Source organism: Psychrobacter pocilloporae, from assembly GCF_029872915.1.
Classification (GTDB): Bacteria; Pseudomonadota; Gammaproteobacteria; order Pseudomonadales; family Moraxellaceae; genus Psychrobacter; species Psychrobacter pacificensis.
This window is the reverse complement of record NZ_PGFT01000001.1, coordinates 2164228-2181131: the sequence shown is the minus strand read 5'-3', so window position 1 is coordinate 2181131 and position 16904 is coordinate 2164228. Positions and strand designations below refer to the sequence as shown.

Genomic DNA, 16904 nt, shown 5'->3' with positions numbered 1-16904 from the left:
GAAAAAAGGAGAACTGTACTGACAGTCCTCCCTTTATTAAATCTCATCCATGTACAGTACGGCAATAGTGTCTTAGTTAGCAGTAGCTTCTTTGGTCGCTACTGGCTGAGTCACTGCAGTATTTGCCATCGCAGTTTCAGGTGCTTTGCCAGTTTTGTCCGATAGTGAGTAGACGTAAGCGGCAAGTAGCATGATACGCTCATTACCTAGCTTCGTTTCCCACTGAGGCATTACACCTGCGCGGCCATAACGTAGCGTTTCACGAATGGTCTCGCGATCACCACCATATAACCAGATATTATCCGTCAAATTCGGTGCGCCAGCTGAAATCATACCTTTACCATCTGGTCCATGACAAAGAACGCAGTTGGTCGGCTCATGAAAAATAACTTTACCTTGAGCAACTTTCGTTTGATCAAGATCATAGTCATTTTGGTTGCCTGATAGTGATAAGACATATTCAGCGACCGCACGTATGCCGTCTTCACCAAGCTGATCACGCCATGCTGCCATACCACCAACACGACCATTGTGTAGCGTGGTCAAGATGTTACCGGCTTTACCACCATACAACCAATCATTGTCAGTCAAATTAGGATAGCCTGGGGCACCCTTAGCATTCGAGCCATGACATACTGCACAGTTCTGTAAGAACAAACGGCTACCAACTTTTAAAGCATTTGGATTTTCAGACAGTTTTTCGACATAAGGCGCAAGTTCTGTGACCTTCTCATCGATTTGTGCCTGTAGATCCGCTGGTGGATTGTCACTGCGACGCATGGTCGCTTGTAGCTCGTTTAGCGTCGCTAGTGTCGCGGTTGCGCCTGCTGCATCTGCTTTAACCAAGATATTCTTTTCAAAGTTATCTGTAAATACTTTGTTGTTGCTCTCAAGCTCACTGAACAGCTCGTTTTTAGAAGTCCATGGTACATCTTCACCATCGACTTTTATGGTTGCAAGACCGTTCCAGTTTCCCGGAAGCATGGCTGGGAAAAACACCCAGTAAACCACGCCCCAGACGATTGAGCCAAAAAATATCACTAACCACCATTTAGGAAGTGGTTTATCGTATTCTCGGATACCATCGTATTCATGACCAGTGGTACCGTCTTCTTCAACCTCTGGCTTGTATTTTAATACAAACAGCAGAACGCCAAGAATGAACGCCCAACAACCAAAACTGATTAGCGTAATCCAAGAACTCCAAAAAAATGTCATCATTTATCCTTATTGCGCTGCTCTTCAGACAGAGATCTAATATCCTCGTCATCAAGCGCAAGTTGTGCATCTTCTTCGAAGCGTTTTTTGTTTTTTGGCGAATACGCCCACCATGCAACGCCTACGAAGGCAATAAAGGCAGAAACGGTCGCAATTGTTTGTAATTCACCAATACCCATTAGCGCTGTCCTTCCATTGCGGTACCTAACTGCTGTAGATAGGCAACCAAAGCATCAAGCTCAGTGGCGCCAAGTACGGCATCTGGAGCACCTTCGATATCTTCTTCAGTATAAGGCACACCGAAGCGATCACGGAATAGACGCATTTTAGCTTGAATGTTCTCACCATCGACTTCGTTCTCGGCCAACCACGGGAAACCTGGCATGACTGACTCAGGCACTAGCGAACGTGGATTGATTAGATGCTGCTTTTGCCAATCTTCAGAATAACGGCCACCAACACGTGCTAAGTCTGGTCCAGTACGTTTCGATCCCCATAAAAACGGGTGATCCCACGTAGACTCAGCGGCACGTGAGTATGGTCCATAACGTTCAACTTCTGCACGTAGTGGGCGAACCATTTGCGTATGACAAACGTGACATCCTTCACGGATATAAATATCACGACCTTCAAATTCAAGCGCAGTCCAAGGCTCCATAGCGGGAAGGGGCTTGTTCAAACCACCTTCTTCAGGACTGTCGTTGTTATAAATCAAAGGCACGATTTCAACTAGCGTTGCAAAACTGATAGCAATGACGATGCCAATGACTAACAAGCCTGTATTTTTTTCAATAATTTCATGCGGTGTACCAGCCATGATCGCTCCTTATACGTTAGCTGTCGAAGGTTTTTCGACACTAGGTTCATGATCCGTTGGATCAGCGACATCTACAGGCTTACCTTCTGGCATTTTGAGTGTTTTATAGCAGTTATAAGCCATAACAAACATACCCGATACATATAAGAAGCCACCAAAAGCTCGGCCAATATATGGGAAATGCGAGAATTCAACAGTATCAACGAAGCTATATACCAAAGTACCGTCTGGGTTAGTAGCAAGCCACATCATGCCTTGGCCGATACCTGAGATCCACATAGACACGATATAGAAAATCGTTCCTGCAGTCGCCAGCCAAAAATGCGTGGTGATTAAGCTGATAGAGTACATTTTGGGTTTGTTATAGACACGTGGTAACAGCACATATAGCGAACCAATCGTAATCATACCAACCCAGCCAAGTGCGCCTGAGTGTACGTGACCAACTGTCCAGTCAGTGTTATGCGATAAAGCATTTACTGTCTTGATTGACATCATTGGGCCTTCGAACGTCGACATCGCGTAGAACGACAACGCCACAATCATAAAGCGAATGATCGGATCGGTACGTAGCTTATCCCAACTACCTGATAGCGTGAGTACACCGTTAATCATACCACCCCAAGAGGGTGCAAATAGAATGATGGAGAATACCATTGCCAATGACTGCGTCCAATCAGGAAGCGCTGAATAATGCAAATGGTGACCACCAGCCCACATATAGGAAGCAATCAATGCCCAAAAGTGAACGATAGACAAGCGATAAGAGTAGATAGGACGACCAATCTGTACTGGAACGAAGTAATACATCATGCCAAGGAAAGCTGCCGTTAAGTAAAAACCTACCGCGTTATGCCCGTACCACCACTGGACCATGGCATCAGTTGCACCGCCAAATAGCGAGTAAGATTTGAACGCACTAACAGGAATAGCCATGCTGTTTACGATGTGTAGTAGTGCAATCGTAATAATGAAGGCGGCAAAGAACCAGTTAGCCACATAAATATGTGAGGTTTTGCGTTTGATGAGTGTACCAAAAAATACGATGGCATAAGAGATCCATACCAAAGCAATTAAGATATCGATAGGCCACTCAAGCTCAGCGTACTCTTTACTTGACGTCAAACCTAGAGGAAGGGTAATAACGGCAGAAACAATCACTGCTTGCCAACCCCAAAAGGTAAACCAAGCCAAATATGGCGCAAATAAGCGCGTCTTGCAGGTACGCTGAACGATATAGTAAGACGTTGCGAACAAGGCACAGCCACCGAACGCAAAAATCACCGCATTGGTGTGCAGTGGTCTTAAATGACTAAAGGTCAGCCATGGAATGTCAAAGTTTAGTGATGGCCATGCTAACTGTGAAGCAATGAACACACCAAGACTCATGCCGACGATGCCCCAAACGACAGCCATGATCGTAAAAAATCTTACGATAGTAATTTCATACTCACGGTCAACTGGGGCGACTGCTGTGTTTTGTAAACTCATTGGATGATTCCTTTACAGCCCGAATTATCAACAGAATTAACCAACAGTCCGCATTATAGATATTATAAAAACTTATAAACCTACAATAGCTACGGTACATAATGTTTTTTGACCTTTTATCACCATAATCTTATTAACTATCAATTTAGGCTTTGATTTTATATCAGTTGATACTGATGGATAAAATGAGGCGCTTCGTGCACCTTGTTTACAGCCAATCGATAGTAGGATTGTTAATACATCATCAAGATAAATAAAAAGACGCGCCGTTTTTGAGCATCAAACATCTTATGAGGCTAAATATATATCTTAATTATTACGAAAAAATCTGTACTAATGAAGATAGATACCCATATCTATAGGGCTATAAAAACGCACTGACCATAGATGTATGCTAGCGGCGGCTGACAAAAAACATGTTTATGTAATGTTTGGTTAAAACTCCCGACTCTGTTTAAGGGTATTGTAACGCAATCCTAATTAAATATCATCAGAACTATGCGGCAAAATACAAACTCTTTGGTATAAATGATAGCGAGCAACTTATTATTATTGCGCTACTTGCTTATTTTATACACAATTTCGTCACTATTCTAGATGCGTGTTTGCATCAAACTAAGACAAACGTTGCTAAATATAATTGTGATATTCGAAAGGAATTTTGTAACAATCGTACCACTAGCGGCACAAATAGGTTTTACTTCTCATCAAGTCGCCCCTTATAATGAGCCTGAACATATTTAATGCCCGCATACTTGTGGGCTATTAATAACAGGCATTTTAATAATTTGCTAGTCAGGTTAATGCGTAAAATAGCAGCGTTAACCCAACAAAACACCCATTAAGGATAATAATATGGCAGTTTTTTTGACAGATGAATGGTTTGAGCAAGTGGAGAAAATGGGCAGTGAGGCGGGTGAGTTAAACTTGCCACCAGCACTTGCTAATATGATTGTTAACCTAAAAGTATCTGATACTGACAAAGACATCGAAGCCAACTTTGCCGATGGTTTATTACATCGTGGTCTAAATAGTAACGGCACGACGACTTTATTATTAGATCGTAGCATTCTACAGTCTATCATCACTGATTTTGACACCAATCAAATTATGGGTGCTTTCATGAGCGGTAAAATTCGCGTTGAAGGGGATATGTCACAATTGATGGCAGTACAGACTGCTCGTCCAAGCGCTGAGCAAAAAGAGTTGTATAAGCGTATCAAATCAATGACGACGATGGCGTAGATCTTATATAGAGTGGTTTGTACTCAAGCCATTGATATACGATTCACTCAGATATACAAAAGCCCCTATTTATTTAGGGGCTTTTTATTGTGTAAAAAACTAGGCATAACACGTAATACAATAGGCTGTTATATTCAGTAACTAGCTGGCTTTAGACTGCGCCGACGCTTGCTGATTCTCTTTATATATCGCTGCCTGCAACCAGACATTGGCTTGTACATAGTCATGCACTTTAATGCTGGCGGTCTCTGGCGTATTAAGCGCACCAATACGTACGACAAAGGGATCTGCATCCTGCTCACGTAATGTCACTACATCAAACAAAATGACAGATTTATCGTTAAATATCGTTTCTTGTTTGCCAAGCACTTGACCTTGACACCAAGCCTCATCTTCTTGCCCTAAAGTATCGCCAAATAAATAAGCACACATGTGTCCTAAGTTGATTTCGACCGGTGCCATTTGTTCTTCGGTTTCAGGTTTCCATTCACTGATTTGCGCTTGCAGATCGTCTGGAATTTTTCCGTCATTAGCCGCGACGATATCGTTAAACGCACGGTGATAGCGGATAGATTCTTGGTCTTCTACCATGATGACTTCGTTTTGCTCACTGAGCTTAATCTCGTGCGCCCATGCGCTAAAGTTAACGAAATAAGACGTATCGCGCTGATATAAGTGACGGTTGGTGGTATAGAGCTGATCAAACGCATAAATAATGCTGCCATCAGCCGTGCGTAAGCGTAATACCGCATCGTGTGAGTTGTCATTAACAATGACGCGCTCGATTTTACAGTCAAGCCCATAAGGACTATCAACACAAGGATAAGCATTGATGAATCGCTCAGGCTTACCGTCTTTCATTGCAAGTACTTGATTGATATGGCAGGGCTTGTCTTCTGATAACAACAAACAGCTGTCTTTTGCACTGACGTTGTTGTTCAGGCCTTTAGGCATTGCCGCCACTTCAATCATTTTTTGTAGCCACTCTGGCACATCATTGCTCATATCATCGGTCAAAATACGCCAATGATCGCCATGACCTGCAGACTGCTCATCGGTCAGTGTGATCTTGGTGGGAGTTTGAATGTTTTTATATTGATAATTTATGGTCATGAAAATACTCAAAATTAAGTCAGCGTGGGGTTTGTGTCTAATACTGTAGTGCGACGGTTACTTACGTACCATTCAGTATTTCAAATAACTGGTTTATGATGTCAGCGACATTACCAGCAAAGTGTGAACAAACCACAATGAGGGTTAATGACAATTGTCTTTAGCATATAATATATAGGTATTGACATATCTAATAGCAAGGCCTCTATAAAAAATAATAACAAAACCCAGTTTTTTGGTAAAAAATACTCTTAGTATCGGCTAATGACTGGCACATATTGGCTAAATTGTGTCAAACTAGCTCCCTTTTGACGGCTGTCCTCGGCTCGTCTGATCTCCTGTTTTGTGTTTGATTTATATGTGAGTAGTAGCAGCTGTATGATGCATTTACTACTGCTCGTGATGCAACCTATATAAAGTCGCACGTAGATAAGATAAAGAGTTTGAATATGTTTCGTCCTTTAGCGTTATTTATCGGCTTACGATATACCCGAGCAGAGCGCAGTAATGGCTTTATCTCCTTTATATCCCTGATTTCAATGATTGGTCTGACGCTTGGGGTTGCCGTATTGATTACGGTGCTATCGGTCATGAATGGTTTTGATCGAGAATTAAAAACCCGTATTTTGGGCATGGTGCCGCAAGCCACCGTGGTCTCAACTGAGATTATCGGTGATTGGGAGCAGCTCGCTGATAAGATTAAGGAAGATCCAGAAGTATCAGATGTCGCCCCCTTTATCCAATTGCAAGGGATGCTGACATCAAACGGTCAGGTCGCCGGGATTATGGTGACTGGCGTCGAGCCTGAATACGAAAAAAACGTCTCTATCATTAATGATCATATGGTCGAGGGCAGTATTGATACCTTGCAAAGTGGTGACTTTAGCATCGTATTGGGTGAAGAGATGGTGCAGTCTCTGGGTTTACAGATAGGGGACAAAGTAACTCTAGTGCTGCCAGAAGCCTCGCCATCGCCAGCCGGTGTGATACCGCGGTTTAAGCGCTTTACTTTGACAGGTATTTTTACCATCAGCCCAGAGGTAGACAGTCTGATGGCGTTCATCCCGATGGGTGATGCAGCAAAACTGCTGCGTCTGCCAGAAGGGGCGCAAGGCGTGCGCATGAAGCTCAATGATATCTTTACTGCGCCGATTGCCGCAGAAAAAGCCGCTGCTATTTCTCCTCAGCAGTTGTTCCCCAATGATTGGACGCAGACGCACGGCAATCTATTTGGTGCAATTCAGATGGAAAAAGCCATGGTTGGTTTGCTACTATTTTTAATCATCTTAGTTGCCGCTTTCAACATTGTCTCAAGTCTTGTGATGCTCGTCACTGACAAAAAAGCAGATATTGCCATTCTAAAAACCTTTGGTGCGTCTCCTCGTTTGATTACCCAAGTCTTTATGGTACAAGGCGTGGTCATCGGTGTGATCGGTACCGTTGCTGGTACGATATTGGGTGTGATATTCGCACTCACCGTCAGTGATATTTTAGGCTTTATTAATCAAGTCTTTAATTTGAATCTGTTTGATGCTTATTTTGTGAATTATTTGCCGTCAGAGTTGCGTTTACTCGACGTGGTATTCATTACAGGTGCCTCATTTATATTGAGCTTTTTGGCAACGATTTATCCAGCACGCCGAGCGGCTAAAATTCAGCCTGCCCAGACACTACGTTATGAGTAATTCAATCGCATAAATATCGACATAAATAAAATAAAGGAAGCGCTATGTCTGCCATTTTAAAGGCGACCAATATCAATAAAATATATGATGAGGGAGCCGTTAGTACGCAAGTATTGACGGGCCTCGATCTGACAGTTCATGCTGGTGAGCGCATTGCTATTGTCGGGACCAGTGGTTCAGGAAAAAGTACCTTGCTACATTTGCTTGGTGGTTTAGACACGCCCACGAGTGGTGAAGTCTGGTTACATGGTCAGTTATTAAATAGCATGAATGAGACCGAACGCGGCGCGATGCGCAACAAGCATTTGGGTTTCATTTATCAGTTTCACCATTTGCTAGCAGAGTTTACCGCAGTCGAGAATGTTGCGATGCCTTTACTGATGCGTCCAGAAGTATCAACAACTGACGCTCGCAAGCAAGCGATTGAGATTCTCGAAAACGTCGGTCTAAATCATCGGTTGATGCACAGACCGGGTGAGCTATCAGGTGGTGAGCGTCAGCGCGTGGCGATTGCGCGCGCACTAGTTACCAAGCCTTCGCTTATCTTGGCGGATGAGCCAACTGGTAACTTGGATTATGACAATGCGCAAAGTGTCTTTGGATTGCTATCAGAGCTACAAAGCACTATGCAAACAGCACTTTTGATGGTGACACATGATCGCAACTTGGCGGCGCTTGCTGATCGTCAATTATTGCTACGTAATGGTCATTGGGAACAGTATTAACGTCTATATATGTTAAGATTTTCAGATGAATATAAGTGTCATAAATTAGCACTTATAAGGGTTGTCCTAACGAAATATATTGTTGTATTATCAAGTAAATATCTCATAGCAAAAGATATAAAAGCTTGATTAACTAGCTGCTATATCTATTTTATAGGACTCCGAATAATGAACAAAGATGACAATCCAATCGCCGCTTTTGGCAGTGCTGAAGAAGGCGATGAGCCGTTAAAGCCTTATATCGATCCAACCTTGTTTGACACCATCGATAGACAAGAACAAAAGGATCTTATCACACCCGTGTTTGATGCGATCACTTTGGCTGGGGTTGACTATGATTTAAAGGTTCAAGACAGCGCGACAGGTAAGCGTTATACGCTCTGTAAAAACGACGAGGTTATTGAGATCGTCTCTATGGATAAAGATTTTACGGATAAGCTTATAGATGCCATAGAAAGAACCAAAGAAGAGTGATAGCTATTGCTTCAGACGCTGACGTTGATACTGTTTAATATTAATACCGTTTAATGATGTTAAACGGTATTAATATTTAGGCGATTTATCATCAGGTTTTTGCTGACGTTTTTGCCAACTCACGACCGTCTTGTAACGCCAAATCGCTTTAAAAGCAAGTCCACAAACGATGCTGGTTATAATCGCTAAAATCGTTAGCCCTATACAAAATGCTGTAAGCGATACAGTGCCTTTATAAGTAATAAAAGGGTTGGCGCCATCTGATAATGCCCATAAGCTAAAATCAGCAATCATTCTGCCGATAAAGCGCAAACTGATCACTGGTGCATCAATGATTTTTGCACCGATATAATATCCAGCATAAAAGATAGGCAAGCTGGTGACTGGATTGGTAATCCACGTTAGACCGAGAGCCATAGGTACATTGGCTCGAAAAATAAGTGAGCCAATCAAAGCCAGCAACATCTGTCCTGGCAGTGGAAAAAATGCGCTAAGCACGCCAATATAGACTGCTTTATTTAAGCTATGGCGGTTGAAGTGCCATAACCGAGGATCTGCCAAATGCGGGGCGAACAGTTTTAGGGTGCGACTTTCTAGGATTTTTTCCGGTGTAGGAAGCAGGTCTTTTAGACGTTTGTGGGGCACAGTATCGCCTTTAATCGTTAACGACAGTCCGCTCAATTGTATTGATGGGCTGGTATAAAGTAATATTATGGATAAAAAATACCGATGAGAATACATAGAGTGGTGATGGTAGAAAGCCATCATTTTAATATGCCTCATCAGTATAGGGTAATATAAATATAAATGCTATTGCCTCACAAATATGATGCTTCAGTCGCTTCTAAAATGTCGATAAAAATGGCTGCCCTGGCGCCTTATTGTCATCAATAACTGGCGTTAGCTGCATTATAATATTTTGCTCATCAAGCAAGGAGTGCTGGTGTATTGGTTAGTTGGTAGCCTGGTAATTATTGCTATGATGGGTGTGTTGGCAGTTGCAGATAATGTGGCGATGCCGATCGACATGCCTTTATTGAATGTGGTCAGCGCCACAGGTTTGCTTTGGTTGCTTGTCATATTTGCTATTATTCTGCTTAGTGCTACTCAACTTAATAGCCCTTCAGTAAATACTCAAAGTACCAATAAAACGCGTTCTGTCAGCTCACCTAATGATGTTAAATTGTCACTTTTTAGCAAATACTTCTTATTTGGTCTATTAGCCATTGGGTTGGTCGTGAGTAGCGCGCTACAAGCGCTAGTTGCACATCAGCAAGCCGAAACGACCAAAATTACTGACTCTATACGTGTACAAGCACTCGTTCGTATCGAAGGGATAAGTGACAGTGTATATGATGCCAGTACAGATAGCGGCTATCGACAAGTAGCAGTGGTCACGCATTTAATGCCATTAGTCGCTGAGTTGACTCCCCAAGATTTGGCAGATAGTACAAGGAATTATTCGAAGGAAGAAAATAATAGCCTAAGTAAAAGCTATAGTGACAATTTTGAAAAAAAACCCAATAATCATATCGAATACCGAGTATTGCTCAATGCCTATCCAAAAAACACATCAAATAATGACTCGTTCTCAAATTTAAATGATTTGCAGCCAGGCGATGAGCTATTTATGAGCTTGGCACTGGTACCATTGTCTACCTCCAAGCAAGCAATAAGCAACCCGTCTGGTTTTGATGGTTATCGCTGGTTGCGAGGTCGACACATTGATGGTGTGGCAAATATACTGGCGGTTAGTGCGTTGACTGTCAGCAAAAGCAATAACGATGAAGCTTTACAACAAGCATCGACGTCTGACTCTTATTTCCAGCGATTTCGTACTCGTATTGATATAGGACGTTGGCAATTAAGAGATCATTTCTATAGAGATTGGCCTGCACAAACCACAGCAGAGCAGCAGACCAGAGCTGTCACATTGAGTTTGCTCACAGGTGACCGTAGCTTGATCAATCGCGACACCAAGGATCTATATCAACTGGCGGGTATCTCGCATTTGCTTGCAATATCAGGGACACATGTACTGTTTTTAGCCATTGTATTGGGCGGCGCCGTTGTGTTGCTATTCAATCGACTGTGCCCAGTGGTTTATCGCTATATGCCACGCTGGCAGGTGCGTTGGTGGGTAATGATTGGTGCTGCTTTTATCTATGCACTATTTACAGGTTTTGATGTGCCTGCTGCACGTACGGCGTGGATGCTACTGGCTATCGGCTTGGTGAGATTGACATTGCTACCTATCAGTACCATGCGTGTGTTGTTAGCATTAGCTGTCTTGATGGCATGGCAAGATCCGTATGTATTGTGGCAGGCAGGGTATTGGTTGTCCTTCATCGCAGTGGCGCTGTTGCTCAAATACGAAGATACCTCGTATCAGCGTACTACAGAGGCTTTGAGATCATCGTACGACGAGCATAGGAGTAAGGGCAATAGAGTGCTCTATCATGCTCTGCGAGCTGGACGGCGTATGTTCAAGCTACAGTTTTGGTTGTTTCTGACGTTATTGCCTATTACGCTGCTCTTATTTGGTAAAGCATCATTGTGGGGACTTATTGTCAATTTATTTGCGATTGGGCTGTTTGGGTGGGTGATTGTACCGCTCAATCTGTTAGCAGGGCTTTTTTACCTGTTATCACCCACGATAGCTGACAGCATTTGGTCTTTAGTAAGTGCCATCGTCGGCAATCTACATGAGTTGATTGGTTGGCTGACATCATTACCAGCATTAACAGACGCATGGTTGTATACGCCAGTTAATATGGCGATATTGCTCATGGTGTTGTTAAGTATAGTACCTTGGCTTTTGCCAAGAGGGCTGCTCAGTCGCTGGTTGGCACTGCCTCCACTGACGCTGTTAATGATGACGGTGTATGCCAATCAGCAGTCAATGATAACAATGCCGACGTTATATATTTTGCCAACGGGTGATCCCTATATCAGTGCAGCCTTGCTACAATTCCCTTTACATAACCAAAGCGTTAGTAACAGTAAGGATAGATCTTCACTTGCGAAAGACAATACCAGCTGGCTGTTTTTGGCTGATCATAGACCAACCGCAACACGGACCATGCCAAGCAATCTCACAGCGGATAAACTATCTGTATCTTTAGAGCAGCAACTGGGCAGTTTGTCAGTCGATAAACTAGAAGGCATCATAGTGCAGAGCAGTAGCACCGTACTGACTGACACGTTGAATGCCAGTGAGCAAAATATGGTCGTTAGCGCCAAAAATTCTGAGTTATTACCGCTGGCAGTTGCGCAGTTAAATCAGCAGCTACCTGTCAGTCAATATTGGCAAGCGGGACGCTCCGAGCGTTGGTCTGCATTCCAGCAAGCCTCTAAAATAGCAGCTCAGTCTAAAGGTAAGACGAATATCAGTGCGCAAGGTTGCGAGCAAGGCAAAACATGGCAGGTGGCTAGTGGTGATGTATCCATCCAAGCAATGACAGGCTGGAGCGAGATAGGTGATACTAGCGTGTGGGACTGTACAATTGCGATTGATAGCAGCGTACCTATACAAGTTCTAAGATACAACGCAGCCGATCCGCTAAAGTCATTATCTGTAAACTCTCAAACGAAAATAGCAGATAACCAGTTAGATACGGATCACAAAAACTTGTCTCTATCACGGCTTGTTTTAGATACTGACACCCATCCACGCGTTTGGCAGATGTGGTCATTATTATGTTCAGCTGATTCGAATAACGACAGTATGAGGTTTAAAAACATCACATGGCTTGGTCATAGTGCATCACAGATGACAACTGATGTCATAAGTCGTCAAAGCATCAATGATATTATCACCTATGATGACAAACCTTTAGAAGCGTCTTTATCGCTGAATATAATAAACAACGGTGTTGACGCAGAAGCGATGAGTCCTTAAAAATATTGCTTATACTCGCAGTGTTACAATATGGTGATATTTCACAGTTATACTATTGAACCATTATCGAAATACCACCATACTTAGCAGCCTATTAATACCGATGATTGACACGGCGAGGAGATATTTATTTTTAGCCGTATCTACCAATATCATCTTTTTATTGTTTTAGATTGTTTCTGACTTAGGAAGTTATATGCCCAACTGGCCACCAGACCCAAACAAACGTCCTGATAATTCGGCAAATCAGCCAACGCCAATGCAGCAACCAAACGCGCCGAGCGGACAAGAGTGGAAAGTACTGGAAAACACCTTATTAGCTAGTGTGGTTGAGCAGCGCCGTGCTCGTCGCTGGAGTATTTTCTTTAAACTGTTGACCTTTGGTTATATATTATTGATATTTTTGACCATAGGTCGCGGATGTAGTGGTTCGCCAACAGGTATGGATGCCGTTGATACTAGCTCGCCGCATTTGGCAGTGGTTGAGCTGCAAGGTGTGATCAGTAATGATGATGTGGCCAACGCTTACGATGTCAATGAGGCATTGACAGACGCTTTTGCAAATAGTAACTCTAAAGCGGTGGCGTTAGACATTAACTCACCTGGTGGCTCACCGGTACAGTCTGATGAAATTTGGCAGACTATGATGGATCTGCGTAAAGAATATCCCGATAAAAAGCTTTATGCTGTTATCGGTGATATTGGTGCTTCAGGTGCTTATTATATCGCCTCTGCCGCAGATGAGATCTATGTCAATCCATCGAGCTTGGTTGGTTCTATCGGTGTCATTATGCCAAGTTACAATGTCAAGGGCCTAATGGACAAGGTCGGCGTAGAAGATCGTACTATCACTGCGGGTGAGTACAAAGACATCTTGAGTTTGTCGCGCCCATTGACTGACTACGAAGAAAAACATGTCGAAGGTGTGCTTGCTAATACGCACAAGCATTTCATCAATGCCGTCAAAGAAGGCCGCGGTGATCGCTTGAAAAATCCTGAACAAAACAAACTGTTTTCAGGACTGTTTTGGACCGGTGAGCAATCTATCGAGTTAGGTTTGGCAGACAAAACGGGCAGTATTACAAGCCTCAGTAAACAATTGGATCTTGATACGATCATCAGCTATAGCCCAACCGATCCGTTCCAAATGTTTATGGATCGCTTTGCGGTACAATTGGGTGCAGGCATTGGCTCTAGCATGAGCCTTGATGGGTTTTTGCCCCAAGAAGAAGGTAATGCAAAAATGCGTTAAGCGTTTAATATTTTAGATATACTGTGTATGATTGTTGAGGCTGAGCATATAATTATGCTCAGCCTCAATTGTATATAATGCTAAAAACTACCTTAATATGAAAGACAGTTGAATTATTAAAAATAATATATAAACCATCCCACGAGAGCCTGTTATGAGTGATGAAATCAATTTGCAGACCTTTGCTGCGCTACCTGTCTCCAAGATAACAAAAAAGCCTGTGCTACATTTTGCCCATGCCAATGGCATGCCAAGTGCTGTCTATGAGCCGTTTTTTGCAGGATTGTCCGCATTTTTTACGATTGAATATATTGCCATGTTGGGTGACACGCCGGATTATCCCGTGGATAATCATTGGCGCAGTCTGACGCAGCAGGTGATCGATAGCGTAAAAACTGCCTGTGAGAAGCATAGCGTCAGTCAGGTGGTGGGCGTGGGTCATTCACTTGGCGCCATGTGTACCTTGCAAGCAGTGTACCGTGAGCCTAAGCTGTTTGCTCAAGCAGTGCTCATGGATCCGCCTTGGATTTATGGCAAAGTTAGCTTGTTATGGCATTTGGCAAAGACAGTAGATAAATTGCCTCTTACGAGTAAGCGTTTGATGGATAAATTGTCACCAGCGGGTATCTCTAAGCATCGCCGTGATGTGTGGGACAGCCGAGCAGATGCGTACGAAAAAATGCGGCACAAAGGATTTTTCAAAAACTTTGATGAGCGCAGCTTCCAAGGCTATATCGATCATGGCTTGCATGAGCGCGCGGATGGTAAAGTGACACTGGCCATTCCTAAAGCTAATGAAGTAGAAGTGTTTCGTACCAATCCTTCTTGGTATTGGCTGACGCCCAATCGTGGCCCCAAAGTGCCTGTTACCTTGATTATCGGTCAAGACAGTATCTTTTTGAAACGTCGGTTTCCCCAACAGATAAAGTCGCGCTTGGGCATACCTTATGAGACTCATGAAGGGGGGCATATGTTCCCACTTGAGCACCCAGAGTCTGTATCGCAGCAGGTACTAGAACTGATTAAGCGGCAACTATCAAAATAAAAGCAACGTATCGTTATGTAGGCTTGTGTCTAATACAAGCTGACAGCGTATTTTTTAAGTGACATATATATGCCAAAAAACGTGACAGCTTTACCGGATATCGCAACCTCGTCTGAGCGTCCGCCATTATTTTCACGCGTTGGTACATTTATGCTGACGGTAGGGATGGTGCTTGCGTTTTTTATCAGTCAATTGGTAGGCGTCTATATCGCTGGCAAGCTGGTATTACCTGCGACCAAAAATGCTTCGATGGGCGATATCTTCTTTTTTGGCAGTAACGATGGAACAGTCGTGAGCTTATCAATACTCATAGGCTGTGTGCTGCTGATGACAACCAGTGTTCTCATTATTCGTATAAAAGGCGGGGAATGGCGACAGTATTTAGCATTAAAGCCGTTTTCATTTACGGTAGGTATGGGCATGCTAGGATTGCTGTTGATATTTATGATAGTCAGTCAGGCGCTGACTTATATGCTGGATATGACGCCGCTGGTATTTGTCGACCCTCTATATCAGTCTGTTAGTTCAGTGTGGCTGCTGGTCTTTGCAATGGTCGTCGTTGCACCTATTTACGAAGAAGTGATCTTTCGTGGCATATTATGGTCAGCCATCAAAGAGCAGTTCACCGCACCGTCATACTCTGTGCAGCACGGTGCGATAGTAGCAAGTATCGTGACCAGTTTGATATTTGCCACTATCCATGTGCAGTATGGCATTTATGAAATCAGTACTATTGTGGTTTTGGCATTCATATTTTGTTATGCACGTATCAAGTCAGGGTCGCTATTACTGCCAATCGTACTACATATCGTTAATAATGGCGCAGCAATGTGGCAGTATCTTGCGCAAGCGGCGTAGATAACATGCTAGCCACGACAATGGCTAGCATGTGAATTCTATCAAGCCAGTTATATCAGCATTTAGCTATGCGTCAGGATTTAACAATAATACTTCATCGGCTGCTCGTTTAATGTCATCGAGCGTGAGCTGAGGTTTGCCGCTCAATGCTTGCCGCCATTTGCGTGCACCCATCAATCCTTGAAACAATCCTAGATAATGCCGTGTCATCGTGGGTAGTGCTTCGCCTTTGGCGATTTGTTCTTGTAGATAAGGGTAGAGCTGCTCTAAAATCTCTGAGCGCTTAGGTATTGTTTCGGGTGCTGCCTCGTTCCATAAGCTATTGGCCTCTGCTAATAGATACGGGTTGTGATAAAACGCCCGACCAATCATCACGCCATCGATATGTTGCAAATGCATTTTTATGTCTTCAATGGTATCAATACCGCCATTGATCTCAATATCAAGCTCAGGAAAGTCTTGTTTTAGACGATAGACATCCTCGTAGCGTAGCGGTGGTATCTCGCGGTTTTGCTTAGGACTCAGCCCTTGTAGCCACGCGGTACGTGCATGAACGATAAAACGCGTACAGCCAGCCGCCGCAACGGTCTGCACAAAATCCACCATAAACTCGTAACTGTCAAAATCATCGATACCGATACGGTGTTTGACCGTCACGGGGATATCGACTGCAGCTTGCATGTGCTTGACCAAGTCAGCCACCGTTTTTGGCTCTGCCATTAGACAGGCGCCTATCTTGTTGTGTTGCACACGATCAGAAGGGCAACCAACATTGATATTGACTTCATCATAGCCGTATTGCTGAGCAAATTCGGCGCATTGTGTCATCTCACTGATATCTGCTCCGCCAAGCTGCAATACCAGTGGATGCTCAAGTGTGTCAAAGCGTAGGTGACGTGCGCGGTTACCGTGTATCAATGCACCGGTGCTAATCATTTCGGTATACAGGTACGTGTGCGGGTTAAATAGTCGCGCAAAGTAACGATAGTCTGTCGTTGTCCAATCAATCATTGGCGCAACGGAGAGGCGTTTGTTGGTCATATCAACCATGGTTATCAAGCCTTAATATCTGTGTCTTAA

15 protein-coding genes are annotated in these 16904 nt (G+C 43.5%); 8 read left to right on the top strand and 7 right to left on the bottom strand.

The genetic code is table 11. The features are described from left to right. Positions 1-72: 72 nt before the first annotated feature. Genes ccoP through ccoN form a run of 4 tightly spaced genes read right to left on the bottom strand, consistent with a single transcriptional unit; the run spans position 73 to position 3526 of the window. Positions 73-1218: a cytochrome-c oxidase, cbb3-type subunit III gene (ccoP, locus tag CUR83_RS09265; RefSeq protein ID WP_284719521.1), complete on the bottom strand. Its 1146-nt coding sequence runs from the start codon at positions 1216-1218 to the stop codon at positions 73-75. Then, on the bottom strand, positions 1218-1397 hold the full coding sequence (locus tag CUR83_RS09260; RefSeq protein ID WP_058024764.1) for a CcoQ/FixQ family Cbb3-type cytochrome c oxidase assembly chaperone: 180 nt from the start codon (positions 1395-1397) through the stop codon (positions 1218-1220). The genes ccoP and CUR83_RS09260 overlap by 1 nt, the downstream gene beginning before the upstream one ends. Further along, a complete protein-coding gene (gene ccoO, locus CUR83_RS09255) occupies positions 1397-2035 on the bottom strand; it encodes a cytochrome-c oxidase, cbb3-type subunit II (RefSeq protein WP_071001898.1) in 639 nt (212 codons plus the stop codon). The genes CUR83_RS09260 and ccoO overlap by 1 nt, the downstream gene beginning before the upstream one ends. A gap of 9 nt (positions 2036-2044) precedes the next feature. Beyond that, positions 2045-3526, bottom strand: a complete 1482-nt coding sequence (gene ccoN / locus CUR83_RS09250) for a cytochrome-c oxidase, cbb3-type subunit I (protein WP_071001897.1) — start codon at positions 3524-3526, stop codon at positions 2045-2047. An 855-nt stretch (positions 3527-4381) separates the two neighbouring features. Here ccoN and CUR83_RS09245 point away from each other — a divergent pair. After that, the gene (locus CUR83_RS09245; protein WP_071001896.1) at positions 4382-4771 is read left to right on the top strand and encodes an SCP-2 sterol transfer family protein; all 390 of its coding nucleotides are present in this window, start codon (positions 4382-4384) and stop codon (positions 4769-4771) included. A gap of 141 nt (positions 4772-4912) precedes the next feature. Here the strand turns inward: CUR83_RS09245 and CUR83_RS09240 are convergent, their stop codons facing one another. Further along, on the bottom strand, positions 4913-5884 hold the full coding sequence (locus CUR83_RS09240) for a hypothetical protein (protein ID WP_212564367.1): 972 nt from the start codon (positions 5882-5884) through the stop codon (positions 4913-4915). Positions 5885-6333: 449 nt separating this feature from the next. Between CUR83_RS09240 and CUR83_RS09235 the strand changes: the two genes are divergently transcribed. From CUR83_RS09235 to CUR83_RS09225, 3 genes are all read left to right on the top strand, one after another. After that, positions 6334-7569 carry a lipoprotein-releasing ABC transporter permease subunit gene (locus CUR83_RS09235; RefSeq protein ID WP_071001894.1) on the top strand — a complete coding sequence of 412 codons (1236 nt, stop codon included), beginning with the start codon at positions 6334-6336 and terminating at the stop codon, positions 7567-7569. A gap of 44 nt (positions 7570-7613) precedes the next feature. Further along, positions 7614-8294, top strand: a complete 681-nt coding sequence (gene lolD / locus CUR83_RS09230) for a lipoprotein-releasing ABC transporter ATP-binding protein LolD (RefSeq protein ID WP_093068124.1) — start codon at positions 7614-7616, stop codon at positions 8292-8294. Between the two features lie 168 nt (positions 8295-8462). Next, positions 8463-8768 (top strand): hypothetical protein, encoded by a 306-nt coding sequence (locus CUR83_RS09225; RefSeq protein WP_058024771.1) that lies wholly within the window; start codon positions 8463-8465, stop codon positions 8766-8768. A gap of 69 nt (positions 8769-8837) precedes the next feature. Here the strand turns inward: CUR83_RS09225 and CUR83_RS09220 are convergent, their stop codons facing one another. After that, positions 8838-9413 (bottom strand): DUF2062 domain-containing protein, encoded by a 576-nt coding sequence (locus CUR83_RS09220; protein WP_223335218.1) that lies wholly within the window; start codon positions 9411-9413, stop codon positions 8838-8840. A 298-nt stretch (positions 9414-9711) separates the two neighbouring features. Here CUR83_RS09220 and CUR83_RS09215 point away from each other — a divergent pair, with 298 nt between their 5' ends. From CUR83_RS09215 to CUR83_RS09200, 4 genes are all read left to right on the top strand, one after another. Beyond that, entirely contained in the window at positions 9712-12669 is a 2958-nt protein-coding gene (locus tag CUR83_RS09215; protein WP_227674253.1) for a ComEC/Rec2 family competence protein, read from the top strand. A gap of 196 nt (positions 12670-12865) precedes the next feature. Next, positions 12866-13921, top strand: coding sequence for a signal peptide peptidase SppA (gene sppA / locus CUR83_RS09210; protein WP_071001891.1), 1056 nt, complete (start codon positions 12866-12868; stop codon positions 13919-13921). Between the two features lie 154 nt (positions 13922-14075). After that, complete coding sequence (locus tag CUR83_RS09205) at positions 14076-14966, top strand: alpha/beta fold hydrolase (RefSeq protein ID WP_071001890.1); 891 nt, start codon at positions 14076-14078, stop codon at positions 14964-14966. Positions 14967-15035: 69 nt separating this feature from the next. Then, entirely contained in the window at positions 15036-15824 is a 789-nt protein-coding gene (locus tag CUR83_RS09200) for a CPBP family intramembrane glutamic endopeptidase (RefSeq protein WP_071001889.1), read from the top strand. A 66-nt stretch (positions 15825-15890) separates the two neighbouring features. On the opposite strand, the gene dusA is transcribed toward CUR83_RS09200, so the two are convergent. Beyond that, a complete protein-coding gene (gene dusA / locus CUR83_RS09195; RefSeq protein WP_071001888.1) occupies positions 15891-16874 on the bottom strand; it encodes a tRNA dihydrouridine(20/20a) synthase DusA in 984 nt (327 codons plus the stop codon). Positions 16875-16904: the final 30 nt, after the last annotated feature.

Excerpts from the sequence above, each read along its gene's own strand:
- sppA (WP_071001891.1), top strand. The coding sequence starts at position 12,866 with ATGCCCAACTGGCCACCAGACCCAAACAAACGTCCTGATAATTCGGCA.
- lolD (WP_093068124.1), top strand. The coding sequence starts at position 7,614 with ATGTCTGCCATTTTAAAGGCGACCAATATCAATAAAATATATGATGAG.
- CUR83_RS09240 (WP_212564367.1), bottom strand. The coding sequence starts at position 5,884 with ATGACCATAAATTATCAATATAAAAACATTCAAACTCCCACCAAGATC.
- ccoP (WP_284719521.1), bottom strand. The coding sequence starts at position 1,218 with ATGACATTTTTTTGGAGTTCTTGGATTACGCTAATCAGTTTTGGTTGT.
- dusA (WP_071001888.1), bottom strand. The coding sequence starts at position 16,874 with ATGGTTGATATGACCAACAAACGCCTCTCCGTTGCGCCAATGATTGAT.
- CUR83_RS09205 (WP_071001890.1), top strand. The coding sequence starts at position 14,076 with ATGAGTGATGAAATCAATTTGCAGACCTTTGCTGCGCTACCTGTCTCC.
- CUR83_RS09260 (WP_058024764.1), bottom strand. The coding sequence starts at position 1,397 with ATGGGTATTGGTGAATTACAAACAATTGCGACCGTTTCTGCCTTTATT.
- CUR83_RS09200 (WP_071001889.1), top strand. The coding sequence starts at position 15,036 with ATGCCAAAAAACGTGACAGCTTTACCGGATATCGCAACCTCGTCTGAG.
- CUR83_RS09235 (WP_071001894.1), top strand. The coding sequence starts at position 6,334 with ATGTTTCGTCCTTTAGCGTTATTTATCGGCTTACGATATACCCGAGCA.
- CUR83_RS09245 (WP_071001896.1), top strand. The coding sequence starts at position 4,382 with ATGGCAGTTTTTTTGACAGATGAATGGTTTGAGCAAGTGGAGAAAATG.
- ccoO (WP_071001898.1), bottom strand. The coding sequence starts at position 2,035 with ATGGCTGGTACACCGCATGAAATTATTGAAAAAAATACAGGCTTGTTA.
- CUR83_RS09225 (WP_058024771.1), top strand. The coding sequence starts at position 8,463 with ATGAACAAAGATGACAATCCAATCGCCGCTTTTGGCAGTGCTGAAGAA.
- ccoN (WP_071001897.1), bottom strand. The coding sequence starts at position 3,526 with ATGAGTTTACAAAACACAGCAGTCGCCCCAGTTGACCGTGAGTATGAA.